Source organism: Mesorhizobium sp. NPDC059025 (assembly GCF_042739655.1).
In the GTDB taxonomy this organism is placed as follows: Bacteria; Pseudomonadota; Alphaproteobacteria; order Rhizobiales; family Rhizobiaceae; genus Mesorhizobium.
Window position 1 is genome coordinate 329,434 of record NZ_JBHYIM010000002.1, and the last position, 22,231, is coordinate 351,664.

The 22,231-nt window shown below is 60.9% G+C and carries 22 protein-coding genes; 14 read left to right on the forward strand and 8 right to left on the reverse strand.

Annotation, left to right across the window (positions count from 1 at the left end; genetic code table 11):
* The first annotated feature begins 60 nt into the window (after positions 1–60).
* The 4 genes from aroQ to aat all read left to right on the forward strand — a co-directional run bounded on the left by aroQ (position 61) and on the right by aat (position 3,131).
* On the forward strand, positions 61–495 hold the full coding sequence (gene aroQ / locus ACFWYE_RS05815) for a type II 3-dehydroquinate dehydratase (protein WP_379072342.1): 435 nt from the start codon (positions 61–63) through the stop codon (positions 493–495).
* 28 nt (positions 496–523) lie between these two features.
* Complete coding sequence (gene accB, locus ACFWYE_RS05820) at positions 524–988, forward strand: acetyl-CoA carboxylase biotin carboxyl carrier protein (protein WP_379072345.1); 465 nt, start codon at positions 524–526, stop codon at positions 986–988.
* A gap of 18 nt (positions 989–1,006) precedes the next feature.
* Complete coding sequence (gene accC, locus ACFWYE_RS05825) at positions 1,007–2,350, forward strand: acetyl-CoA carboxylase biotin carboxylase subunit (RefSeq protein WP_379072348.1); 1,344 nt, start codon at positions 1,007–1,009, stop codon at positions 2,348–2,350.
* A gap of 154 nt (positions 2,351–2,504) precedes the next feature.
* Positions 2,505–3,131, forward strand: a complete 627-nt coding sequence (gene aat / locus ACFWYE_RS05830) for a leucyl/phenylalanyl-tRNA--protein transferase (RefSeq protein WP_379110140.1) — start codon at positions 2,505–2,507, stop codon at positions 3,129–3,131.
* A gap of 16 nt (positions 3,132–3,147) precedes the next feature.
* On the opposite strand, the gene ACFWYE_RS05835 is transcribed toward aat, so the two are convergent.
* On the reverse strand, positions 3,148–3,810 hold the full coding sequence (locus ACFWYE_RS05835; RefSeq protein WP_379110142.1) for a DUF2155 domain-containing protein: 663 nt from the start codon (positions 3,808–3,810) through the stop codon (positions 3,148–3,150).
* Between the two features lie 109 nt (positions 3,811–3,919).
* Positions 3,920–4,318 carry an NADH:ubiquinone oxidoreductase subunit NDUFA12 gene (locus ACFWYE_RS05840; RefSeq protein ID WP_379110143.1) on the reverse strand — a complete coding sequence of 133 codons (399 nt, stop codon included), beginning with the start codon at positions 4,316–4,318 and terminating at the stop codon, positions 3,920–3,922.
* Positions 4,319–4,569: 251 nt separating this feature from the next.
* Between ACFWYE_RS05840 and panB the strand changes: the two genes are divergently transcribed.
* Positions 4,570–5,409 (forward strand): 3-methyl-2-oxobutanoate hydroxymethyltransferase, encoded by an 840-nt coding sequence (gene panB / locus ACFWYE_RS05845; protein ID WP_379110145.1) that lies wholly within the window; start codon positions 4,570–4,572, stop codon positions 5,407–5,409.
* Entirely contained in the window at positions 5,406–6,257 is an 852-nt protein-coding gene (gene panC / locus ACFWYE_RS05850) for a pantoate--beta-alanine ligase (RefSeq protein WP_379110146.1), read from the forward strand. The genes panB and panC overlap by 4 nt, the downstream gene beginning before the upstream one ends.
* 27 nt (positions 6,258–6,284) lie before the next feature.
* On the opposite strand, the gene ACFWYE_RS05855 is transcribed toward panC, so the two are convergent.
* Positions 6,285–6,776, reverse strand: coding sequence for a GNAT family N-acetyltransferase (locus ACFWYE_RS05855; protein WP_379110147.1), 492 nt, complete (start codon positions 6,774–6,776; stop codon positions 6,285–6,287).
* A 5-nt stretch (positions 6,777–6,781) separates the two neighbouring features.
* Positions 6,782–8,284 carry an Asp-tRNA(Asn)/Glu-tRNA(Gln) amidotransferase subunit GatB gene (gatB, locus tag ACFWYE_RS05860; RefSeq protein ID WP_379110149.1) on the reverse strand — a complete coding sequence of 501 codons (1,503 nt, stop codon included), beginning with the start codon at positions 8,282–8,284 and terminating at the stop codon, positions 6,782–6,784.
* A gap of 318 nt (positions 8,285–8,602) precedes the next feature.
* On the opposite strand from gatB, the gene ACFWYE_RS05865 reads away from it, so the two are divergent.
* From ACFWYE_RS05865 to ACFWYE_RS05880, 4 genes are all read left to right on the forward strand, one after another.
* Entirely contained in the window at positions 8,603–9,436 is an 834-nt protein-coding gene (locus tag ACFWYE_RS05865) for a MetQ/NlpA family lipoprotein (protein WP_129415706.1), read from the forward strand.
* 116 nt (positions 9,437–9,552) lie between these two features.
* Positions 9,553–10,665, forward strand: coding sequence for a methionine ABC transporter ATP-binding protein (locus ACFWYE_RS05870; protein ID WP_379110151.1), 1,113 nt, complete (start codon positions 9,553–9,555; stop codon positions 10,663–10,665).
* Complete coding sequence (locus tag ACFWYE_RS05875) at positions 10,658–11,314, forward strand: methionine ABC transporter permease (protein ID WP_379110153.1); 657 nt, start codon at positions 10,658–10,660, stop codon at positions 11,312–11,314. Before ACFWYE_RS05870 ends, ACFWYE_RS05875 begins: the two co-directional genes overlap by 8 nt.
* A 330-nt stretch (positions 11,315–11,644) precedes the next feature.
* A complete protein-coding gene (locus ACFWYE_RS05880; protein ID WP_379072372.1) occupies positions 11,645–11,902 on the forward strand; it encodes a YjhX family toxin in 258 nt (85 codons plus the stop codon).
* A gap of 84 nt (positions 11,903–11,986) precedes the next feature.
* Here the strand turns inward: ACFWYE_RS05880 and ACFWYE_RS05885 are convergent, their stop codons facing one another.
* Positions 11,987–12,418: a CBS domain-containing protein gene (locus ACFWYE_RS05885; RefSeq protein WP_129415710.1), complete on the reverse strand. Its 432-nt coding sequence runs from the start codon at positions 12,416–12,418 to the stop codon at positions 11,987–11,989.
* Positions 12,419–12,520: 102 nt separating this feature from the next.
* Positions 12,521–13,246: a rhomboid family intramembrane serine protease gene (locus tag ACFWYE_RS05890; protein ID WP_379110155.1), complete on the reverse strand. Its 726-nt coding sequence runs from the start codon at positions 13,244–13,246 to the stop codon at positions 12,521–12,523.
* Positions 13,247–13,658: 412 nt separating this feature from the next.
* On the opposite strand from ACFWYE_RS05890, the gene ACFWYE_RS05895 reads away from it, so the two are divergent.
* Together ACFWYE_RS05895 and ACFWYE_RS05900 are read left to right on the forward strand one after the other, a co-directional pair.
* Complete coding sequence (locus ACFWYE_RS05895; protein ID WP_379110156.1) at positions 13,659–14,300, forward strand: PAS domain-containing protein; 642 nt, start codon at positions 13,659–13,661, stop codon at positions 14,298–14,300.
* A 110-nt stretch (positions 14,301–14,410) separates the two neighbouring features.
* Positions 14,411–15,028, forward strand: a complete 618-nt coding sequence (locus ACFWYE_RS05900) for a PilZ domain-containing protein (RefSeq protein ID WP_129415713.1) — start codon at positions 14,411–14,413, stop codon at positions 15,026–15,028.
* A 60-nt stretch (positions 15,029–15,088) separates the two neighbouring features.
* Here the strand turns inward: ACFWYE_RS05900 and ACFWYE_RS05905 are convergent, their stop codons facing one another.
* Complete coding sequence (locus tag ACFWYE_RS05905) at positions 15,089–19,516, reverse strand: PAS domain-containing protein (RefSeq protein ID WP_379110158.1); 4,428 nt, start codon at positions 19,514–19,516, stop codon at positions 15,089–15,091.
* Between the two features lie 381 nt (positions 19,517–19,897).
* On the opposite strand from ACFWYE_RS05905, the gene ACFWYE_RS05910 reads away from it, so the two are divergent.
* Positions 19,898–20,500 carry a transglutaminase-like cysteine peptidase gene (locus tag ACFWYE_RS05910; RefSeq protein ID WP_379072381.1) on the forward strand — a complete coding sequence of 201 codons (603 nt, stop codon included), beginning with the start codon at positions 19,898–19,900 and terminating at the stop codon, positions 20,498–20,500.
* 207 nt (positions 20,501–20,707) lie between these two features.
* Here ACFWYE_RS05910 and ACFWYE_RS05915 read toward each other — a convergent pair whose 3' ends face one another.
* Complete coding sequence (locus ACFWYE_RS05915) at positions 20,708–21,235, reverse strand: gamma carbonic anhydrase family protein (protein WP_379072384.1); 528 nt, start codon at positions 21,233–21,235, stop codon at positions 20,708–20,710.
* A 184-nt stretch (positions 21,236–21,419) separates the two neighbouring features.
* Here ACFWYE_RS05915 and ACFWYE_RS05920 point away from each other — a divergent pair, with 184 nt between their 5' ends.
* On the forward strand, positions 21,420–22,160 hold the full coding sequence (locus ACFWYE_RS05920) for a hypothetical protein (protein ID WP_379110160.1): 741 nt from the start codon (positions 21,420–21,422) through the stop codon (positions 22,158–22,160).
* Positions 22,161–22,231 lie beyond the last annotated feature (71 nt).

A 22,231-nucleotide genomic window follows, 5' to 3' on the forward strand; every position in this document is an offset into this window, starting at 1 on the left:
GCCCATTATAGAGGTCCGGCGCGCCGGCGATATTCGGCGCGAGGGTAAAGGTAGCCATTTTTGAAAACGGTTTTCGTCCTCAACGGTCCCAATCTCAACATGCTCGGCAAGCGCGAGCCATCGATCTATGGCGACCAGACGCTGGACGACATCGCCGCTGGCTGCGTGAAGGCAGGCAAGGACCTCGGGCTGACCGTCGATTTCCGCCAGTCGAACCATGAAGGCCATCTGGTCGACTGGATCCAGGAAGCAGGCGAAGCTGCTGCCGGGATCGTCATCAATGCCGGCGCATATACCCATACCTCCATCGCCATCCACGACGCCATCCGGGGTGTTGCCCCGCTGCCGGTGGTCGAAGTGCATCTTTCCAACATCCACGCGCGCGAGCCATTCCGGCATGTATCCCGGATCGCACCGCACGCCGTGGGAATGATCTGCGGCTTCGGGCCGCTTGGCTACACGCTGGCGCTGCAAGCGCTCGCCGCCCGCATCTGAAATGGGCGGACAACAAGAAGGGTCGGACATGACGACGAAAAAAACCGGTGTTGACCAGCAGCTGATCCGCGATCTCGCGGGTATCCTGAACGATACCAACCTCACGGAAATCGAAGTCGAGCTCGGCGATCTGAAGCTGCGCGTGTCGCGCCATGCGCCGACCGTGCACGCAGTCGCAGCGCCGGCTCCGGTCTTCGCCCAGGCTGCCGCGCCGCAGGCACCGACTGCTCCCGCCGCACCGAGCGCAGCCGAAGCTGCCAAGAACGCCGTGCCCTCACCGATGGTCGGCACCGCCTATCTTTCTCCCTCGCCCGATGCCAAGCAGTTTGTCGAAATCGGGCAGAAGGTGAAGGAAGGCCAGACGCTGCTGATCATCGAAGCCATGAAGACGATGAACCAGATTCCCTCGCCGCGCGCCGGCACGGTGACGGCGATACTGGTCGAGGACGCGCAGCCGGTAGAATACGGAATGCCGCTCGTCGTGATCGAATAAGGCACGGGGACGGACGGAATGTTCCAGAAGATCCTCATCGCCAATCGCGGCGAAATCGCGCTTCGGGTGCTGCGCGCCTGCAAGGAACTCGGCATCAAGACAGTCGTCGTGCACTCCACCGCCGACGCGGATGCCATGCATGTTCGCCTTGCGGACGAAAGCGTTTGCATCGGCCCGCCGCCTTCGCGCGACAGCTACCTCAACATCCACCAGATCGTTGCCGCCTGCGAAATCACCGGCGCCGATGCAGTGCATCCGGGCTACGGCTTCCTGTCGGAGAACGCCAAGTTCGCCGACATCCTCGCCGCCCACAACATCACTTTCATCGGTCCCTCGGGCGACCATATCCGCATCATGGGCGACAAGATCGAAGCCAAGCGCACCGCCAAGCGCCTCGGCATTCCGGTTGTTCCCGGCTCGGATGGCGCAGTCTCAGAAGAAAAGGAAGCCAAACGCGTTGCCGCGGAGATCGGCTATCCGGTCATCATCAAGGCCTCCGCAGGCGGCGGAGGCCGCGGCATGAAAGTGGCGCGCACCGAGGCAGACCTGGAAGTCGCGCTCGCCACCGCTCGTTCGGAAGCAGGCGCAGCCTTCGGCGACGATGCTGTCTACATCGAGAAATATCTCGAAAAGCCGCGCCACATCGAATTGCAGGTGTTCGGCGACGGCGCCGGCCAGGGCGTGCATTTCGGTGAGCGTGACTGTTCGCTGCAGCGTCGCCACCAGAAGGTATGGGAAGAGGCCAACTCTCCTGCCCTCAACGAGGAAGAGCGAGCCCGCATCGGCGGTATCTGCGCCAACGCTGTCGCCGATCTTGGCTATTCGGGCGCCGGCACCATCGAGTTTCTCTATGAAAACGGCGAATTCTATTTCATCGAGATGAACACCCGCCTGCAGGTGGAGCATCCGGTGACGGAAGCGATCACCGGCATCGATCTGGTGCATGAGCAGATCAGGGTTGCTTCGGGTGGCGGACTTTCGGTGCGGCAGGAAGATATCAAGTTCAACGGCCATGCCATTGAATGCCGCATCAATGCCGAGGACCCGCGCACCTTTACGCCTTCGCCAGGCACCATCACGCATTTCCACACGCCTGGTGGTCTCGGCATCCGCGTCGATTCCGGCGTCTATTCCGGCTACCGCATCCCGCCCTACTACGACAGCTTGATCGGCAAGCTGATCGTGCACGGCCGCAACCGTGTCGAATGCATGATGCGCCTGCGCCGTGCGCTCGATGAATTCGTTGTCGATGGCATCAAGACCACGCTGCCGTTGTTCCGCGACCTCGTCGGTAACTCCGACATCGCCAATGGCGACTACGACATCCACTGGCTGGAAAAATATCTGGCCAAGACGGAGTGACAGACAATGCGTCCTTCGAGGCTTGCCCCGAGGGACGCATCGTTGGATGCGGATGCATTCGAAATAAATCCGGCTCTATCTCTTTGTTTTGGCGCATGATCTTTATCCGAAAAGTCAGCAACTTTTCGAGATCATGCTCGAGCACAACGCTGAAATGACCCGCCCTTTCGCGCCCGGCTATCGCATCCCGACGGACCTGCTGCTCAAGGCCTATGCCTCGGGTGTCTTCCCGATGGCGGAGAGTGCCGATGATCCCGAAGTGTTCTGGGTGCGACCGGAAAAGCGCGGCATCATCCCGCTGGACGGCTTCCATATTCCGAAGAGTCTTGCCAAGACGATCCGCCGGGCTCCCTTCGATATCCGCTTCGACCATGACATCGCAGCAACAATCGCCGGCTGCGCCGAACAGCGGGATGAGCGCCAGTCGACCTGGATCAACGCACCGATCCGTGAAGCCTATCTGCAACTCGCCCGGATGAGCCACTGCCACTCGGTCGAAGCCTGGCGCGACGATCACCTCGTCGGCGGGCTCTATGGCGTCTCGCTCGGCCGCGTCTTCTTTGGCGAAAGCATGTTTTCACGGGAGACCGACGCCTCCAAGGTCTGCCTCGTCCATCTGGTCGAGCGGCTCAAGGAGCGCGGCTTTGCCTTGCTCGACACCCAGTTCACCACCGAACATCTGAAACGCTTCGGCGCTGTCGACGTACCGCGCGGCCGCTATGAAAAGATGCTCGCAGCAGCACTGAAAGGCGAAGCGGCATTCAGCCCAAGGGCAGATTGAGATCGCCAGCGGCCGGTCAGTTGGTGGGCTGCTTGCTGTTGACCTTGGCGGGTGCGCCACTGGACGACGGCTTGGCTGCAACAGGCGCGGGCACGTCGGACTTCTGTTTGCAGCCCTTCAGCCACACGTCGTAGACGGCGTGCTCGACAGCGTTGATGCCGGGGCTTTCGGCGAACATCCAGCCTGTGAAGATACGGCGGATCTTGCGGTCGAGCGTGATCTCGTCAACCTCGACGAAGGAATCCGTTTTCGGCGCCTCGGCGCCGGGGCGCGAATAACACACGCGCGGCGTCACCTGCAGCGCACCGAACTGCACCGTCTCGTCGATATAGACGTCGAAATTGATGATGCGGCCGGTGATCTTGTCGATGCCGGAAAATTCGGCGACCGGATTGGCAACGCGTTCAACCTTCACCTCGGGAGCCGGCTTGTTCTGGGCAGGCTGCTTCTGGCCAGGCTGTTCACCCTGAGCCGGTTGTTGAGGAGCCGGTTCCTGGGCCGGTTGCTCCTGGACAGGCTGTCCCTGGTTGGCGTCTGGCTGGATCTCGAACGGTATCTGGGCAGGCGTTTCACCGGCGGGCGGATCCCAGGGCATCTGCTGTGAATTCGCAACAAGCGGGCAAGCAACCGCCAGCATTGTTGCCAAGGCGCCGGTCGAAAGGCGGCTGATAGATCTCATACGGACGACCCGTCTTTGGGCAGGTGATTCTCAACGCCCAAAGGTAGAGCGTTCCGGCGAAGCGAACCAGCTAAACGGCAAATGTGGCGAGAACCCGAACCGTGTCTAGTCAGGAACCCGGCGTCCAGGCATCATAGTCGCCGGTCACCTGTGGACGGTGCTGGCTGCCCAGGATCGAACCCTTCGGCCGGTACGCGGCGGCGGTACCCGTCAGGTTGGGCTCGTGCGGCTTCTGCCATTCGCGCGGCGTGTATGTCTCGTTGACCGGAGCAACATCGACACGGTGGTGAATCCAGCCGTGCCAGCCGGGAGGAATGGCCGAGGCTTCCGACTTATCGGCATAGATCACCCAACGGCGGGTCTGCCCGTCGGAATTGATGCCGCCCTCGTAGTAGATGTTGCCGAATTCGTCCTGACCAACTTTCTTGCCATGACGCCAGGTATGGAAACGCGTTCCCAGCGTCTGGCCGTTCCACCAGGTGAAAAACTGCGTCAGAAAGCCTGCCATGCTGGTCCTCGCGGGCGTTTGCCGTTGCCTGCTTATGGCGCCCTGCCGGGCGGAAGGCAAGGGTTAGATCGTCGGGACAATGTGGAGTTCCAGCACTCCTCATCCGGAAACGGGGAAAAATGCCCCTCCATTTCGCATTTGCTCAAATCCATCTCGCACTTGCAAAATAATTAGCCGCTCCGTATCCCTTGGGACGCTCGGACAACCGGGCTTTCGGACAGGTTCGGCCTGTCCGTCATGGGAGGAAAAAGATGGCTTCCGACGCGACTGCGGCTGCACCCCGCATCACGCCTGCAGAGTTGTCGGCCCGCAAGGGCGGCACGCCGATCGTCTGCCTGACCGCCTACACCTATCCCATTGCCCGCCTGCTTGACCCGCATGTCGATCTTTTGCTGGTCGGCGATAGCGTCGCCATGGTCCTGCATGGGCACAAGACAACACTCGGCGCGACCATGGAGATGATGATCCTGCATGGCCAGGCTGTGATGCGCGGCACGCGGCGCGCGTGCGTCGTGCTCGACATGCCGGCCGGCAGCTATGAAAGTTCGCCCGCCGTCGCCCTCGCCTCGGCCCAACGCCTGATCGATGAAACCGGCTGTGATGCCGTGAAGCTGGAGGGTGGGATCGACGTGGCGGAACAGATCGCCGCCATTACAGGCGCCGGCATTGCCGTCATGGGTCATATCGGACTGCAGCCGCAATCGGTCGAAAAGGACGGCGGCTATAAAATCAAGGGCGGCACCGATACCGCCATCGCCGCACTCCTGGCTGATGCCAAAGCTGTCGAGCGCGCTGGAGCCTTCTCGATGGTGATCGAAGGCACGATGGAGCCTGTGGCGGCCGAGATCACGCGTCGGGCGGCGATCCCCACCATCGGCATAGGCGCCAGCGCGGCCTGCGACGGCCAGATCCTCGTCGTCGACGATGCGATCGGCCTGACCGTCGACCGCGTGCCGAAATTCGTCAAGGAATATGCCAGCCTGCGCGACACGGTGGCCAAAGCAGCCGTCCACTATGCCGAGGACGTACGCGCGCGCACCTTCCCGGGACCCGAACACGTGTTTCAACCGAAGGGCACGAAAGAATCATGAAACGCCCGCAAGTTGTTGAAACCGTTTCCAATCTGCGCACCGTCGTGCGGGAGTGGCGCCGCCAGGGCCTGAGCGTTGCCATGGTGCCGACCATGGGCGCGCTGCATGACGGACATGTTTCGCTGACGCGCATAGCACTCGATCGCGCCGACCGATGCGTGGTGTCGATCTTCGTCAATCCGACGCAATTCGCACCGACCGAAGACCTCGACAAATATCCGCGCCAGCTGGCCGCCGACCTTGACCGACTGGCAGAAGCCGGCGTGCAGCTTGCCTTCACGCCGGCGGCGGCGGAAATGTACCCGCAAGGCTTCGACGCCAAGGTGGTCATCGGTGGTCCGTCGACCGGACTGGAAACCGATTTCCGGCCAACCTTCTTCGAAGGCGTCGCCACGATCGTCGCCAAGCTTTTCCTGCAGACCCTGCCCGACTGCGCGATCTTCGGCGAAAAAGACTATCAGCAGCTCTGTGTGGTGAAAAAGCTCTGCCGCGATCTGGACATTCCCGTCGAGGTCATCGGAGCACCGACGGTGCGGGACGGAGAAGGCCTCGCCATGTCCTCGCGCAATGCCTATCTCTCGCCTGCCGAACTCGCCGTGGCGCGACAGCTCAACAAGATCCTGCGCCGTGCCGCGCAGGACTTGCAATCTGGGGCTGGCGAAGAGGAAACGCTGGAGAAAGCCCGCCGACAAATCCTCGCCACTGGCTTCGCTGCCGTCGACTATGTCGAGGCGCGCGAGAGTGATACGCTTGCACCCTGGCGACGCGACCGCGACGGCCGCATCCTGGTGGCCGCGCGGCTCGGCGCTACGCGGTTGATCGACAATGTCGAGATTGTCGGGATCTAGAGGACTTATTCTCTCCGCGGGAAGCGGCTAACCCAGCCGTTTCTCGAATACCAGCGCCGGGATACCCGATCCGGCAGCACCACAATCGCTGCTCTGGCCAGCCTCGGTGAAACCATTGGCCTTGTAGAAGCGGATGGCCGGCGCATTGGCACCCTCCACCTCCAGCCGCAGTGTGTGGGCTTCGGGAAAGCTGTCTTCGATCTCTTCCAGCAGCATGCTGCCGATGCCTTTGTGCTGGAATGCCGGCAGCACATAAAGCTGGCGCAACTTCACCACCTTTGGATCGTCGGTCGCAGCTGCAAAGGCCACGCCGGCGATGGTCTCGCCATCGTCGGCGACCAGGAACTCGGAGTTTGGCTGAGTCAGGCGGGCCTTGAGCGAAGCTGGCGTGTGCCACTGGCTGGTGATCTCGTTCACCCGCTCCACGCCGTAAATGGCATCATAGGTGGCATGCCATGTCTCGGCGAGCAGCGCCTTTACCGCTTCAAGGTCACGCTCGCTCGCCGTACGCACGAACATGGCGGCTATTCCGTGATGCCGAGTTTGGCCTTGACGAGATCGTTGACCGCCTGCGGATTGGCCTTGCCGCCGGTCGCCTTCATGACCTGGCCGACGAACCAGCCGGCCATCGACGGCTTCGCCTTGGCCTGCTCGACCTTGTCCGGGTTGGCTGCGATCACCTCGTCCACCGCCTTTTCGATGGCACCGGTGTCGGTGACCTGCTTCATGCCGCGCGTCTCGACGAGCTCCTTCGGGTCACCGCCTTCGTTCCAGACGATCTCGAACAGGTCCTTGGCAATCTTGCCGGAGATGGTGCCTTCCTTGATCAAGTCAATGATGCCACCAAGCTGGGCAGGTGAAACCGGAGTCTCTTCAATGGCTTTGCCGGACTTGTTCAACGCACCCAGCAGGTCGTTGATGACCCAGTTCGCCACCGCCTTGCCGTCGCGCCCCATCGTCACCTGCTCGAAATAATCGGCAATGGCCTTTTCCGAGACGAGGATCGAGGCGTCATAAGCGGACAGGCCGAGCTTCTCGACCAGACGCGTCTTCTTGTCGTCCGGCAACTCCGGCAGGTATCTGGCGAGTTCCTCGACATAGGCCTGGTCGAACTCCAGCGGCAGCAGGTCCGGATCGGGGAAATAGCGATAGTCGTGCGCTTCCTCCTTGGAACGCATGGAACGCGTCTCGCCCTTTACCGGGTCGAATAGGCGAGTTTCCTGGTCGATCTTGCCCCCGTCCTCCAGGATGGCGATCTGGCGGCGCGCCTCATACTCGATAGCCTGGCCGATAAAGCGGATCGAGTTCATGTTCTTGATTTCGCAACGGGTGCCGAAGCCTTCGCCCGGCCGGCGCACCGAAACGTTGACATCGGCGCGCAGGGAGCCCTCGTCCATGTTGCCGTCGCAGGTGCCGAGGTAGCGCACGATGGTGCGCAGCTTGGTGATGTACGCCTTGGCCTCGTCGGATGAGCGAATGTCGGGCTTCGAGACAATCTCCATCAGCGCCACGCCGGAGCGGTTGAGATCGACATAGGACATGGTCGGATGCTGGTCGTGCATCGATTTGCCCGCGTCCTGCTCCAGATGCAGGCGTTCGATGCCGACCTCGATGTCCTCGAACTCACCTTTCTTATCCGGGCCGACCGAGACGATCACCGTGCCTTCACCGACGATCGGCTGCTTGAACTGGGAGATCTGGTAGCCTTGCGGCAGATCCGGATAAAAATAGTTCTTCCGGTCGAAAACCGATTTGTGGTTGATCTGGGCGTTCAGGCCAAGCCCGGTGCGGATGGCCTGACGCACGCATTCCTCGTTGATCACGGGCAGCATACCGGGCATCGCCGCATCGACCAGCGAGACGTTGGCATTGGGGGCTGCACCGAAAGCAGCCGACGCACCGGAGAACAGCTTGGCCTCCGAGGTCACCTGCGCGTGGACCTCCATGCCGATGATAACTTCCCAGTCGCCGGTGGCGCCGGGAATCAATCGCTTGGGGTCGGACGTGCGGGTGTCGATGAGGGTCATGGAGGCCTGCATTCAGGAAGCGTGAAATCGTTGATTTGGGCTAGCGCAACCGGCGCCGCGAGGCAAGCCACCGCAAATGTCGCGCCCCTCGTCTCCTTTTAGGAAAAACTTTGCGCGCCGTCATCTCGCAAGTGCGAAGACGAGGTTTGTTCTGCTCTGCAATGCGGAATCTTTAAGACGAAATTCCTGTCGCCACCCCTGAACAGGCAAAGCGGTCCTTTGAACTTGAAGCCGGCTTTGTGGACGATATGGGCAGGCTTCGCATTCCGCGCTGCCAACCCTTTCGCCTCCCAAGGCTATTTTTGACCGAGGACTGTTATGACCACCGCCTTTAGAAGCCCGATTACCCGCCGCGCCGGTCTTGCCGCATTGCTGGCTTCGGCCGTCGCGCTCGTCAGCCTTGCGGCTCCGTCGTCCGCCTATGCAGAGGACAAGAAATCCGTGAAGGTTGGCATCATTTCCGGCGAGGATGAAGACGTCTGGCGCGTCGTCACCGCTGAAGCCGCCAAGACGGGCCTGACCATCGAGACCGTGGTCTTCAACGACTACACCCAGCCCAACGAAGCGTTGGAACGCGGCGAGATCGACGCCAACGCGTTCCAGCACCAGCCTTATCTCGACAACCAGGTCAAGACACAGGGCTATCACATCGTGCCGGTCGGCTATACCGGCGTCTGGCCAATCGGCCTCTATTCGAAAAAGCATGCCAAGGTGGCCGACCTGAAAAAAGGCGCGGTCGTCGGCGTGCCGAACGATCCGTCGAACGAAGGCCGCGCGCTTCGCGTGCTGCAGAACGAAAAGCTCATCAAGCTGAAGGACGGTACAGGTATCCTGGCCACCACTGCCGACATCGCCGAGAATCCGAGCGGGATCGAGATCAAGGAACTCGACGCCGGCATCGTCGGCCGCTCGGTGGAAGACCTGGACGCAGCTGTCGTCAACACAGACTGGGCGCTGAAGAGTGGGCTGACACCGGAAAACCGCATCGCGCAGGAGCCGGTCGCCGATAATCCGTACCGCAATTTCATCGCCGTCAAGCAGGGCAATGAAAACGAGCCCTGGGTGAAGGCTTTGGTCGCAGCCTACCAGAACCCGACGGTGAAGGCAGAATTCGACCGCGTCTACAAGGGCACCGGCATCAGCGCCTATTAAGGCCGATGCAACCCTATCTGGAACGGCGAGCAGCTCGCGGCCTTTCGGCCAGCGGGCTGCTTGGTTTGGAGCCGTTCGATGCGCAGCCGCAAGAGGCTGCCGGGAAAGGACAACCCGTGAATCAGCACGTCTTGGCAGAGATCCCGCATTTGGCCGACACAATGGACGATGACATCGCCAGCCGGCCAGCCAGCCCGGCCCTTGCCCAGAGCGACGAGATTGTGCGCCTTGTCGATCTGAAGCGTCGCTTCGGAGAAACGCCGGCACTGGAGGGCGTGTCGCTGACCGTGCGCAAGGGTGAGATCCTCGGCATCATCGGCCGCAGCGGCGCGGGCAAATCGACATTGATCCGGTGCCTGAACGGACTGGAGCGGCCGGATTCCGGCGAAGTCCACATCGAAGGCCGAGAGATCAGCCGGCTTGGCGAGCGTGAACTGCAGCCGCTGAGACGGCGCATCGGCATGATTTTCCAGCACTTCAACCTGCTGTCGGCCAAGACGGTCGAGGACAATGTCGCGCTGCCGCTCAAGATCGAGGGAAGACCCAAGGCCGAGCGCCGGGCGCGAGCGGCAGAACTGCTGGAACTGGTCGGCCTTTCCGCCAAGGCCAGGGCTTATCCGTCCTCGCTGTCCGGCGGCCAGAAACAGCGCGTCGGCATTGCCCGCGCGCTTGCCGCCGGACCGGCGCTGTTGTTGTCGGATGAAGCGACATCGGCACTCGACCCGGAAACGACGCGATCGATCCTGGCGCTGCTCAAGGATATCAATCAACGTTTCGGCCTCACCATCCTCCTGATCACCCACGAGATGGAAGTGATCCGCTCGATCGCCGACCGCGTCGCGGTGATCGATGCCGGACGTATCGTCGAAGAGGGTCCGGTCTGGTCGGTCTTCGCTGATCCGCAGTCCGAAATCACGAAAAGCCTGCTTGGCGGAATCCGCCCGCAGCTGCCAGCCGAGATCGCCGAAAAACTTTCATCCGTTCCTGGCAAGGAGGCGATCCTGCGCGTGGATATCGCCGGTGATGCTGCCAGGCGTCCACTGCTTTCAGAACTGGCAGCAGCCGTTCCCGGCCGTTTCCGCCTGATTCATGGCGGCGTCGACCACGTCCAGGGCGAACCGGTCGGCAGCCTCTTCCTCGGCATAGCCACCAAAGACGGCCAGGTCGCCAAAACACTCGATTTCCTGATTGCCCGCAATGCCAGGGCCAAGGTGCTCGGTTATGTCTGAAATCATGCTCCAACTCCTGCTGCGGTCGCTTTGGGAGACCGTGCTGATGACGGCGGCGTCCGGCTTGATCTCGCTGGTCGCCGGCTTGCCGTTGGGGCTGGCGCTGATCGCCACCGAACGCGGCGGCATCGCGGAGAACCTTTGGGTGAACCGCATCCTTGCCGCCATCATCAACGGTTTTCGTTCAGTGCCCTTCATTATCCTGCTTGTTGCGTTGATCCCCGTGACGAGACTGATCGTTGGCACCTCGATCGGTACATGGGCAGCAATCGTACCGCTGTCGATTGCGGCGACGCCCTATTACGCCCGTATCGCCGAAGTCTCGTTGCGCGAAGTCGACCGCGGTCTCATCGAAGCGGCGCGCGCCATGGGCGGCAACCGCTGGACGATCATCCGCGAAGTGCTCGTGCCCGAAGCCCTGCCCGGTATCGTCGCCGGCTTCACCGTGACACTGGTGACGCTGGTCGGTGCGTCTGCCATGGCCGGCGCGATCGGAGCAGGCGGGCTCGGCGACCTTGCCATCCGCTACGGCTATCAGCGTTTCGAGACCACCGTGATGATCGCCGTGGTGGCGGTTCTGATCGTGCTCGTATGCGGCATACAGTGGCTGGGTGACCGGCTGGTTGCGCGGCTGGATCACCGAAGCTGATCCGGCTTTGATGCCAGAGCGGAATCCGCTGACGATGGGACGGTATTCTGCTCTACCGTTCTCTGCCTTGGCATGACGGACCGCAGATGCCTCCTTTCTCAGAAAAGTCTGCAATTTTCAGAATTCTGCCCAGGCTGGCATTCCGTGACGGTTTCGCCTATACGGCGCTCATCCCATGGAGTGTGGATGTTTACTTCGTCTGAGTCCCGCTAGAGCCCCGACCTTCTGCTGAAGGCGGGGCGTGAGAACCTGAAACCCCGTGCCGCGTTCGCGTGGCTGCGGTTTTTTGTTTTGGCCATTTTGGCCAGGTTTTCCCGGGACCATTCCACAATGAACATTTCGCGCTTGGAACAGCGCATCCTGCACCTGCTCGCGCAGGGCGGACGCATTGAAATCGAAAAAGACGACAGCCAGAAGATCGAAGCCGTGTACTGCCTGACCCGCGATGGTTGGCGGTATCCGGATTTCGACATTTCGCTCTTCAAGAAACTGAAGCGAAGGAAGGCCGTCGCTTCCAACAATGGCGGCCCCTATCGCATCACGCGTGAAGGGCTGAGACTGGTACGTCCACAGCTCGACAACCGTTGAGCTGGCGACCTGTCCCAAAGAAAAGACCTCCCCATGTCGTCGCCGGCATGGGGAGGTCTTGATTCCCTCGTCGGGAAACAGTGATCACGCCGTGGCGATATAGGCTTTGATCTGCTCAGCCTCGCGCTCAACCGTTTCAATGCGCCGCTTGACCACGTCGCCGATCGAGATGATGCCATCGAGCAAGCCATCCTTTTCCACCGGCAGGTGGCGGAAGCGGCCATTGGTCATGATCTCCATGACTTCGTTGACCGTGTGGCTCGCGTTACAGATCTTGACCTTCGGCGTCATGACGGCGCGCACTTGAAGGTCGAGTGCGGCGGCGCCCTCCTTGGCGATGACACGCACCACGTCGCGCTCGGAGAGAATTCCGACGATCTTGCGATCTCCGTTGGTGATGACCAGCGCACCAATCCGCCGATCGGCGAGCAATCCGACCGCTTCGGTCAGTGTCGCGTTGGGGCCAAGTGTGACCACAGCGTGGCCCTTCGCCTCAAGAATTGCCTTAACAGTCATGGCGTCCTCCTCTGCAACCATCCGTCAGCCCCAGGGCGAGCGGATATTGACGTCAAGCAGGGATATGGTGCGCCGTGACGGGCTGCATTTCAAGTATTCCGATCAGCGACCATAGACTTGCTTGCGATCGAAGAAACGCAGTCCGAGGAAGCCGGCAAGGAAGCCGCCGATATGAGCCTCCCATGCGATCTGGCTGTCTTGCCCCGGCACGAAGCCGATGACGCCGGTGACGATGTTGATGACCATCCACACAGCCAGGAAGCTCAGCGTGGCACGCGAACGGAACACCGCGCTGAAAGGCAGCAACGGTCCGGCGAACGCGCCTTTGCCGGATGAACGATCGACATGGAAGGCGAAACGGGCGGCTGCGCCCATCATACCGGAAATCGAACCGGACGCACCGATCAACGGCGCCTGCGTCTGCGGGTGAATGGCGAAAAAGAAGAACGCCGCTGCGACGCCGGTGACCGCGAAGAACAGCGCGAAACGCAAAACGCCGATGCGGTTTGCAAGCGGCGATCCGAATGCGGCAAGCCAGATCATGTTCACGATCAGATGTGCCCAGCCACCATGCACGAAGGTGTAAGTGAACGGGCTCGAAAAGGCGTAGAAATCCAGATCGTACTGGCCGGAGTAACGAACCGGAATGAACGCGGCACGAATGAGCAGTTCAATGTCCTGCTGCGATGTCAGCACATAAAGACGCAACAAATGAACCGCGGCGCAGATCAGGATAATCGCGAGGACGATGACGGGCAGATTGAAGATCGGCTCGCGCGACGGAATCTCGTCGTCCGCCGGTGTCCCCGTCTCTCTCGCCTCGTTCATCGTATCATTCCCGGTTCCTGGCCCGTCCTGGTGAAGGTGCATGTAAGCCAAGGCACCGCATTACACAAACGGGGCGCATCGAAAACGAATCAAAGTTCGGAAAACAAGAAAAAAAGCCGTCCAAGGTTTCCCTCGGACGGCTGGTCGAGCCCCCATGCTCCCCTGAAAGCCTTTGACTGGAATGCCGCCGCCCGAACCGGACCACGACGAAAACTGGAGTGATTTCAATCTTGCACGGACAAGTTTGATCAGCAATGTAAACCGCTCGTTAACCTTAATGACCCCGGCCGGTTAACAAATGCCATCCAGACTGGCACGCATCCTGCTCCGCGTCCCATGTAGGCCATCGGAAAACGCCCAGCTGTTCCCCGATGGCACATCTGATGGACGGATGGCGCGGAGCATATCGACTATGAACCTGAACGGATCGATCGCACTGTTCCAATATTGGAACCGGCTGCGCCGCGGCCGCCCGGCACCGCGGCGAACCGAGGTGGAGCCCGCCGATATCAAGACGCTGCTGGCCGACACCTTCATTCTTGAGAGGGATTCGCGTGGCGAAGCTGTCTTTCGGCTGGCCGGCACGAGGTTGTGTGCCACCTACGGCCGCGAACTGAAGGGTTTCTCCTTCCCCTCGTTGTGGCTTGAAAAGGACCAGCGACTGGTGTCTCGCCTGATGCAGGGGGTATTCGAGCAGAATTCGGCAGTGCTGATCAGCTATGAAGGCAGGAGCCGTGGCGGCCACTCCTGTCGATTCGAACTTCTGGCGTTGCCGCTCGATGGCGGTGCGGAGCACCCACGCTGCCTGGGCGTGGTCAGTACCGCCGAAAAACCGTTCTGGCTGGGTGCCGATCCAATCGCCGATGCGACGATCGAATCGGTTCGTGTCATCGAGCCGGACAAGGAAATGGCTGCCTTGACCAGCCGGACGGCTATCGTCGCTCCATCGCTGGCGCCGACGGAACTTGGATATGCCAAACCGACCGGCACTTACAGCGGCGCCAGGCGCGTGCGCCATTTGGTCGTGCTCGAAGGTGGGCGGGAAGACGAGTAAATGCTCTAAGCTGACGTTAACATTTTCAGCTTTTTTAACTTCTCATCATGTAGCGTTCTGCTGAAATTCCTCGCAACGGCGCAGGAATGCCAACGAGGTAACAAGCGGTGATGAGGTCAGCGGCGATCGACCAGGCGCCGGCGGCGGCTGAAAGGCGCAACTTTCAGCGCGTTCGCGTGAAGATCTATGGTCGTTTCATGCTCGAGGATCGCACCGAGCATCCTTGTCAAGTCATCGACATGTCGCCCGGCAACGTGGCCCTTCGCGCCGACCGCGTCGGCGATCCCGGCGAAAAGGTGATCGCTTATCTGGATCATATCGGCCGTATCGAAGGTGTGGTGACGCGACGCCTGCAGGACGGTTTTGCCATGACAGTGGTGGCCTCCGAGCGCAAACGCGACAAGCTGGCCGCGCAGCTCACCTGGCTCGCCAACAAGCATGAACTCGACCTGCCGGAAGACCGTCGCCATGAACGCGTCGCGCCACGCAATCCAATGAGCGTGCTGCAGCTTTCAGACGGACGGCAGTATCAGTGCCGTATCATCGATCTGTCTCTGTCGGGCGCGGCCATCGAAATCGACGTCAAGCCGGCCAAGGGCGTTCAGGTGGTGCTCGGCACCATGCGGGGCCAGGTCGTGCGCCATTTCGAAGAAGGCATCGCTATCGAGTTCGCCGTCGTGCAGCGCCCGGAAACGCTCGATTCCGAATTCAACCGCCCGCGAACCTAGCCGCCTGCCCCAAGTCTGGTTGCGTGGGTTTGCAGCCGTGCTGTTGCAGCCCATGCCCGATCAGAAAATCGTCTCCAGCGGCTGCGGCATGGCGATCGCATAACCCTGCGCCTGGTCGATGCCCATGGCCTTGACCAGTTCGAGCGTCTTCTTATCCTCGACCTGCTCGGCAACCGTTATGGCGCCCAAGCGGTGACCAACGGCGTTGATCGATTCCACGATGGCACGGTCGAGGTCGTTTTCGGTGACTTGCCGGATGAAGCTGCCATCGATTTTCAGACCATTGACCGGAAACTGCCTCAGATAGCTGAACGAGCTCAGACCTGTACCGAAATCGTCCAGGATCACGCCGCAGCCAGCCGTGCGCGCCTTGGAAAGGAACAGTTTCGCCGCCGACAGATTGTTCATGACGGCGGTCTCGGTGATTTCGAAATGCAGCCGCCTCGGCGACAGGCCGGACCGGTCCAGTTCTTCCTGCAGGAATGGCCACAGGAACGGGTCGTTGAGTGAATTGGCCGACAAGTTGATGGCGAAAGACAGGTGTTCGGCCGACGCCAGGCGCTCACCGAAGTCGCGGAATGTGGTGCGGATGACCCAGCGGTCGATATTGCCCATCAGGTCGTAGTGCTCGGATGCGGGAATAAAGGCCGATGGCTCGACGATGCCGCCATCGTCCCCAAGCATCCGGAGCAGGATCTCGTAATGCGAATAGCCGTTCGAGCGACCGCTGAGGTCGCACACCTTCTGGGCAAACAGGCGAAACCGGTTGGCCTCGATCGCGTTGCGGATGCCTGCGGCCACCTGAACCTGGCGATGATTGCGATGCGCTTCGCTGCCGGCACCGCCGTAGACCGACACCTGATTGCGGCCTGCGGTCTTGGCTGTGTAGCACGCAATATCTGCCTGGCTCATCAGTTCATCGATACGCAAGCCCTCGGGACCGATGACGGTCAGGCCGACGCTGGCCCCAATCCGGTATGTTCGCTCATCCCAGACGAATTCGAGCGCCGCGAGCTGACGCAGAAGCAGTTGCGCAAGCTTTTCACCGTCGGGCGTGTCGCATTCGTACAGCAGCAAACCGAACTCGTCTCCTCCCAGACGGGCGACGATGTCGTCTTCGCGGCAGACCCGGCGCATCACATTGGCAACATCCCGCAGCAATGCATCACCGGCGGCATGACCGGCGGTGTCATTGACCAGCTTGAAGCGATCGAGATCGATGAAGCACATGACATGCTGCTGGCCGCGTGAACGAGCCTGCTCGCCGGCAATCCTCAGCTCCCGCTCAAAAGCAGCCCGATTGGGCAAGCCGGTCAGACTGTCATGACTAGCCGAATGTTCCAGTGCCTGCTGCAGCGTGCGGGCCTTGGTCACGTCCTGAAACACCAGTACGGCACCAATGATCTCGCCGGAAGCCGTGCGCACCGGAGCAGCTGAATCGCGGACGCTGCGGCGCTCGCCGTCGCGCCCGATCAGTATCGCCGCGTCGCTGAGATAAAATGGTTGTAGCCGGGCGAGACAGGTTTCGACCGGGTCGGGGATCGGATCGCCGGTCTGCTCATCGACGATGCGGAAAACGTCGCGCAAAGGCATGCCCGCCGCCTCGCTCGCCAGCCAGCCGGTCATCTGTTCGGCGACCGGGTTCATGAAAGTGATGCGCGCTTGCGCGTCGGTTGAAATTACTGAGTCGCCGATCGAATGCAGCGTGATGCGCAGCCGTTCCTTTTCCTCGAACACAGCCTGAGCGAGGTCGATATGGTCGGTGATGTCCCAATTCATGCCGACGGCACGCAAAGGAGCGCCGCTTTCGTCCCGCGACAATTTGGCGAGCGACCGGATATGACGCATCGCGCCCGAATGTTGACGCCGGATGCGCACATCCATGGAGAAGATCGACGTTTCCTGAACCCCGAGTTCATAACGGCGCAGGACCTCCGGCACGTCGTCGGGATGGATGAAGGTCAACCAGTGATCGAGGGTGCCGTCGAAATCATCCGGCGACAATTCGTACAGCTCGTACATGCGCTCGTCCCAGGTGAACTTCCCCGTCGCGAAATCGAGCTCGAAAATACCGGCCTCGGACGCTTCGACGGCAAGTTGCAGCCGCTGGTTCAAAGCCACGATCGCCTGCTCCGCTTCCTTGCGCGCAGTGATGTCGGTGTGAGTGCCGATACAGCGGAGTGGCTTGCCCGCCTCATCCCTTTCGATCACCTTGCCGCGGTCGTAGATCCAGCGCCACGTACCATCCTTGGCCAGCATGCGGTGCTCCAGGATAAAGTCGGCGGTTTCGCCACGGAGATGCCTTTCGATGATCTCCATGCAACGCGGCAAATCCTCCGGATGAACATGGTCCGACCAATCGCTGACCGCGTTCCCGATATCGTCTTCCTCATAGCCCAGCATGCTTTTCCAGCGGGGGGAGTAGAAAACGTGGCCTGTTTCGAGATTCCAGTCCCAGATGCCGTCGCCGGCGCCATCGACGGCAAATTGCCAGCGCATTTCGCTTCTGCGCAGTGCCGCTTCCGCAGCCTTGGCCTCAGTAATGTCGCGCGAAATGCCGACGATGCCGACGATCTCGCCCTTTTCGTCCAGCCGAGGTGCCTTGGTCGACGAATAGGTTCGCAGGACACCATCGACCAGCACGGTCTCCTCGACCGTGAACGGCTTCCCGGTCTCCATCACGTGCCTGTCGTGAACAACAACGGTGTCTGCCGTGGCCCTCGGAAAAACCTGGTGGTCAAAGCGGCCCAGAATATCGGCACTCGAGCGACCAGCCAGTTGCTCGACAGATTTGTTGGTGAGCAGGTAACGCCCTTCGGCGTCCTTGGCGTAGATCAGGTCCGGCGTGCCGCGCATCACCGCCTCCAGGAGAGCCAGTGCATCGTGCAACTGCTTTGACCGCTCAATCTGCTCGGTGATGTCCCAGCAGACACCGACAAAACGCCGGACCCTGCCTTCCGGCCCGCGGATTGCCTTGGTTGCAACCCGGATATGATGAACCTCGCCAGAAGCGGGATGAACCACCCTGTATTCAATGGAAGTGAAGGCGTCACCTGATTCCGCAAAGTGCCGCGTGCGCTCGCGCACGCGCGCGATGTCTTCCGGATGAAGCAGCTTGAAGAAGCCTTCACGCGATCCGTCATAAGTTCCCGGTGTCACGCCATGCAGCGCGAAGGCGCGCGCGTCCCATTTGCGCATACCGGTCGAATAATCCATGTCGAAGGTGCCGATATGGCCGGCTTCGAGGGCGAGTTGCAGACGGTCGGTGACGCTGGAAAGCTGGTCCAGCGTTTCGCTGAGTTCAGTCGCCCGCTCCACATCGCCGGTAATGTCCCAGCAGGCGCCGATGCCGCGGCGCACCAAACCATCCGTGTCGCGCAGGAGACGAACCGAAACCCGGATATGGCGATAGGCGTCCGGTGCCCCCAGTTTGACGCGATAGTCCGTCTGGTAGCGCTCTTGCTCCGCCAAAGCAGCATTCCGAACCTGCTCAACCTTGATCACATCATCAGGGTGGAGCAGGCGATTGAATCCGTCGACGGTGCCATCAAAGGTTTTCTCGGTGACCCCATGCAATTCATGCGTGCGTGCGTCCCAGTGCCGGAAACCTGATGGAAAATCGACGTGGAAGATACCGATACCGCCGGTTTCCAGCGCGATATCGAGGCGTTCGGAAGCATCTGCCAGCTGTTCTTCGATCTCCCTTTGATGCGAGATGTCGGTGATGGCCCCGACCAGCCGCAGGGATCGTCCCTCCGGCGTGCGCTTCACGACCTTGCCCCGCGCGCGGATCCAGACCCAGTGTCCGTCTTCGTGCAAGAGCCTGTAGGTTTCATCATGGGAGGCCCGGCGCCCGAGGACGACATCCCGGACCGACTCGCGGACACGGTCACGATCGTCCGGATGGGTCCGTGCAAGCCACTCGGATTCGTCGACCTCAAGCTCTCCGGCCTCCTGGCCGACCATCGTTCTGATCTGGGGGGAAACCCACATGCGACGACCAAGAATGTCGGTGTCCCAGACCGCCTGATCCGCGCCTGAAAGCGCATGGCTCCAGCGCCATTCGTTTTCCACCGAACGCTGTTCGGCCTGCTTCTGGACCTCGATGTCGGTGATTTGAAGCACAAAGCAGAATGCGGTGTCGCCTGCGGTCTCTCCCAGAGGGGAGATGCTGATCAGTCCGTGGCGAAGACCGCCCCCAGCGCGCCTGTACCGGCACTCGGCATCTGCGATAGGCAGCAGCGGTTCGGCGAAGGGGCTGCGATCACCGACTTGAAAAACATCCGCCAGCGACAGTCCGATACAACTCTCCGGCTCCCGGTCGAGCAACGCACCAAAAGCCCGATTTGCAAAGAGACACTGCCCACCGTTGCCAAGCAACGCCATTGCGGTTGCGGCTCGGTCGATGATGCCACGCAGCAGACTGACATCATCGGGAAGAACCGGTGACTGGCGATGGCTCAACCTTTGCTTGGTGTCCTCGTCCATTTACCGACTCTTGGCTGCCCCTCTAACAACTTCAAGTGGCAAGACTTGTTCTGGCGGGTCAGGATTGCGCTTTTGTCTGTCGAAGGCAAGTCCCTCAGGGCCGCCACGTCATGCGCTTTTCGGCTACCATCCAACATCTGCGACATCACAACCGAGAGCAGCAAGCAGCAGAACCGACTTCAGCCATAGCTGTGGACCAGTACCGAAAAGGCGGCCAGGATCCATGGTTAACGAATTGCAACAAAAATCGTAACTATTTTATACTTATTGTATTTGAAATAGTTTTCAAATCGTTCCGCCTTTTATTCAATATATACTTCGCCACTTTGCGTCAAATAAATCCGACCATGGCATTGTCATCTCAAACGGGGAGACGACGACATGGACGGATTTGGACGCAAGCTGCTGGTCGCAGTAGCTGTGCTGGTCAGCGCGGTGGGGACCGCGAAGGCCGGCGGCAACTATATGCCGACCGGCGCGCGCACAACGCAGCCCGTTGGTCACTATGAACTTTGCCAGCGGCTGCCTGACGAATGCACGCAGCGCACAGCAAAGGGCGCGCCGATCGAGCTGTCGCGCAAGCTGTGGGCGACGATGATCTCGGTCAACAACGATGTGAACACCAAGGTGAAGCCGGTCACCGATCTGGAAGCCTATGGCGTTGAGGAATACTGGGCCTATCCGGACAAGGGCTACGGCGATTGCGAGGATTATGCGCTTGAGAAGCGCCGGCAGCTGATCAGAGCCGGTGTCCCGGCGGGGGATCTGCTGATAACCGTGGCTCGCCAGCCGAACGGCGACGGCCACGCCGTCCTCACTGTCCGAACCTCGATGGGTGACTTCGTGCTCGACAACCTGCAGCCGAAGGTCCTGCTCTGGAGCCAGACCCCCTACACCTACCTCAAGCGCCAGTCCGAGACGAACTCCGGCGTCTGGGTAACGATCACGGATGGTCGCGCCGACGCGGTTGCCAGCGTCCGCTGACAGCGTGTCCAGGCCGGGCAACTGGCCCACTCGCCAAGGACATAACGGAAACCCGGTCGAGTCCCCACCCTCCCCGTCCCCGACGACCGGGTCAAGGAGCCGGCCCAGTCCCCGGGCCGGCTCCACCTTTTTGCAAGGTGGCGGCTCGACCGGCCGGCATTATTCCGAGGGGAGAACTTGCAGAGCCTTGTCTGGCCCACGATCCTTTCATGCAGCGGTCAAGCCAGCCTTGAAGCGCCTGCCGTTGGCGACATAGTGCGCAGCCGAATTGCGCAGACCGGCGATCGTATCTTCGTCCAGGGTACGGACGACGCGCGCCGGCGAACCGACGACAAGCGAATTGTCGGGAAAAGCCTTGCCTTCGGTGACAAGCGCGCCCGCACCGACAAGGCAGTTGCGACCTATCTTCGCACCATTCAGCACGATGGCACCCATGCCGATCAGGCTGTTGTCGCCGATGCTGCAGCCATGCAGCATGGCACGGTGGCCAATGGTGCAGCCGGTGCCGATGGTCAGCGGAAAGCCGATGTCGGTGTGCATCACCGTGTGTTCCTGCACATTGGTATCATCACCTATAAGGATCGGCTCGTTGTCGCCCCGAATGACGACGCCAAACCATATGCCGGCGTTGCGCCCAAGCGTGATGTCGCCGATCAATGTCGCGTCGGGTGCGATCCAGTTGCTGTCAGCGTCGACGAGGCGCGGCGCTTTTCCATCCAGAGCATAAATCGGCATCTTTCCCTCAAGGCTCGGAAAATTCAGGTCTCCCAGACAGTAGAGGACCGCCTGCGAGCGTGACAAGCACGGCCAGACCTTTACCGTCCGTTTACCATAGTTCCTCACAGTCAGACTTGATCGTCAGCCTGCCGGAATCGCCTGTGTGCGGCGCAAGGAACAGGTCACAGCCTTCGGGATCGAGATGAGCAAATCCGCAACGGAAACGCCCGAATTCACGGTTGTCGACTCCAGCGTGATGGTGAAGGTGTTCTACGCTTTTGCCGTCGTGGCATTGCTGTCGGCGGGCATCAGCGCAGCCGGCAAGTGGCTTGGTCATTCCATCGCCATGGGTGGCTATTCCGACGATACGAAAATACGCGGGATCGTCATCGGCAACAATGTGCTGGCCGTGCCTGCCAATTTCATCCGTTTCGACAAGGCACGCCGCGATGGCAACACCGACCGGCTCGACGTTTATCTGCGCTATCCCAAGATGGATGGATACTCCGCCGCGGCACGGGACGATTTCAACAATGCGTCCGGCAAGCGCACCATCCTGTTTTTGACATTCGAGGAACAGGCGATGTCGCGCGACATGAGCGGCCGCTATGCACCAATCTATTCGTCGCTGATCGCACGGCCCGGCACGCCTGGCCCTGCCGGCACCACGATTTACGATTTCACCGAAAAGTCCGGCTATCTGAACGAGAAACTGGTCGTGGCCGAGCGTCCTGGACAAGAGCCGTTCGTCGCGCGTTGTCTTGCCGGCCCAAGCGCAGAGCAATCGCTTGCTCCGTGCGAGCGCGATGTGCTCGTCGGCGAAAGGCTGAGCCTCACTTACCGGTTTCCGAGAGAATTCCTGGCCCAGTGGCCGGCGCTGGACGCAGCGGTCCTGGCCTTTGCGTCGGGCACCTTGAAGACGGGTGCAACGCTGAAGAAGTGACAGGCGCCGCCATTCAAAGACGTCGGAACATCCCTTTGCGGGTCTAGATGACCGCGCAGCAGGACGGCGCC

Bases quoted from the DNA above. Each gene is read 5' to 3' on its own strand.
- ACFWYE_RS05920 (WP_379110160.1), top strand. From the start codon at position 21,420: ATGAGCAAATCCGCAACGGAAACGCCCGAATTCACGGTTGTCGACTCC.
- ACFWYE_RS05895 (WP_379110156.1), top strand. From the start codon at position 13,659: ATGAACCTGAACGGATCGATCGCACTGTTCCAATATTGGAACCGGCTG.
- accB (WP_379072345.1), top strand. From the start codon at position 524: ATGACGACGAAAAAAACCGGTGTTGACCAGCAGCTGATCCGCGATCTC.
- ACFWYE_RS05915 (WP_379072384.1), bottom strand. From the start codon at position 21,235: ATGCCGATTTATGCTCTGGATGGAAAAGCGCCGCGCCTCGTCGACGCT.
- gatB (WP_379110149.1), bottom strand. From the start codon at position 8,284: ATGACCCTCATCGACACCCGCACGTCCGACCCCAAGCGATTGATTCCC.
- ACFWYE_RS05880 (WP_379072372.1), top strand. From the start codon at position 11,645: ATGAACATTTCGCGCTTGGAACAGCGCATCCTGCACCTGCTCGCGCAG.
- accC (WP_379072348.1), top strand. From the start codon at position 1,007: ATGTTCCAGAAGATCCTCATCGCCAATCGCGGCGAAATCGCGCTTCGG.
- ACFWYE_RS05855 (WP_379110147.1), bottom strand. From the start codon at position 6,776: ATGTTCGTGCGTACGGCGAGCGAGCGTGACCTTGAAGCGGTAAAGGCG.
- ACFWYE_RS05900 (WP_129415713.1), top strand. From the start codon at position 14,411: ATGAGGTCAGCGGCGATCGACCAGGCGCCGGCGGCGGCTGAAAGGCGC.
- ACFWYE_RS05865 (WP_129415706.1), top strand. From the start codon at position 8,603: ATGACCACCGCCTTTAGAAGCCCGATTACCCGCCGCGCCGGTCTTGCC.
- ACFWYE_RS05835 (WP_379110142.1), bottom strand. From the start codon at position 3,810: ATGAGATCTATCAGCCGCCTTTCGACCGGCGCCTTGGCAACAATGCTG.
- aat (WP_379110140.1), top strand. From the start codon at position 2,505: ATGACCCGCCCTTTCGCGCCCGGCTATCGCATCCCGACGGACCTGCTG.
- panB (WP_379110145.1), top strand. From the start codon at position 4,570: ATGGCTTCCGACGCGACTGCGGCTGCACCCCGCATCACGCCTGCAGAG.
- ACFWYE_RS05905 (WP_379110158.1), bottom strand. From the start codon at position 19,516: ATGGACGAGGACACCAAGCAAAGGTTGAGCCATCGCCAGTCACCGGTT.
- ACFWYE_RS05875 (WP_379110153.1), top strand. From the start codon at position 10,658: ATGTCTGAAATCATGCTCCAACTCCTGCTGCGGTCGCTTTGGGAGACC.
- ACFWYE_RS05910 (WP_379072381.1), top strand. From the start codon at position 19,898: ATGGACGGATTTGGACGCAAGCTGCTGGTCGCAGTAGCTGTGCTGGTC.
- ACFWYE_RS05885 (WP_129415710.1), bottom strand. From the start codon at position 12,418: ATGACTGTTAAGGCAATTCTTGAGGCGAAGGGCCACGCTGTGGTCACA.
- ACFWYE_RS05890 (WP_379110155.1), bottom strand. From the start codon at position 13,246: ATGAACGAGGCGAGAGAGACGGGGACACCGGCGGACGACGAGATTCCG.
- ACFWYE_RS05840 (WP_379110143.1), bottom strand. From the start codon at position 4,318: ATGGCAGGCTTTCTGACGCAGTTTTTCACCTGGTGGAACGGCCAGACG.
- panC (WP_379110146.1), top strand. From the start codon at position 5,406: ATGAAACGCCCGCAAGTTGTTGAAACCGTTTCCAATCTGCGCACCGTC.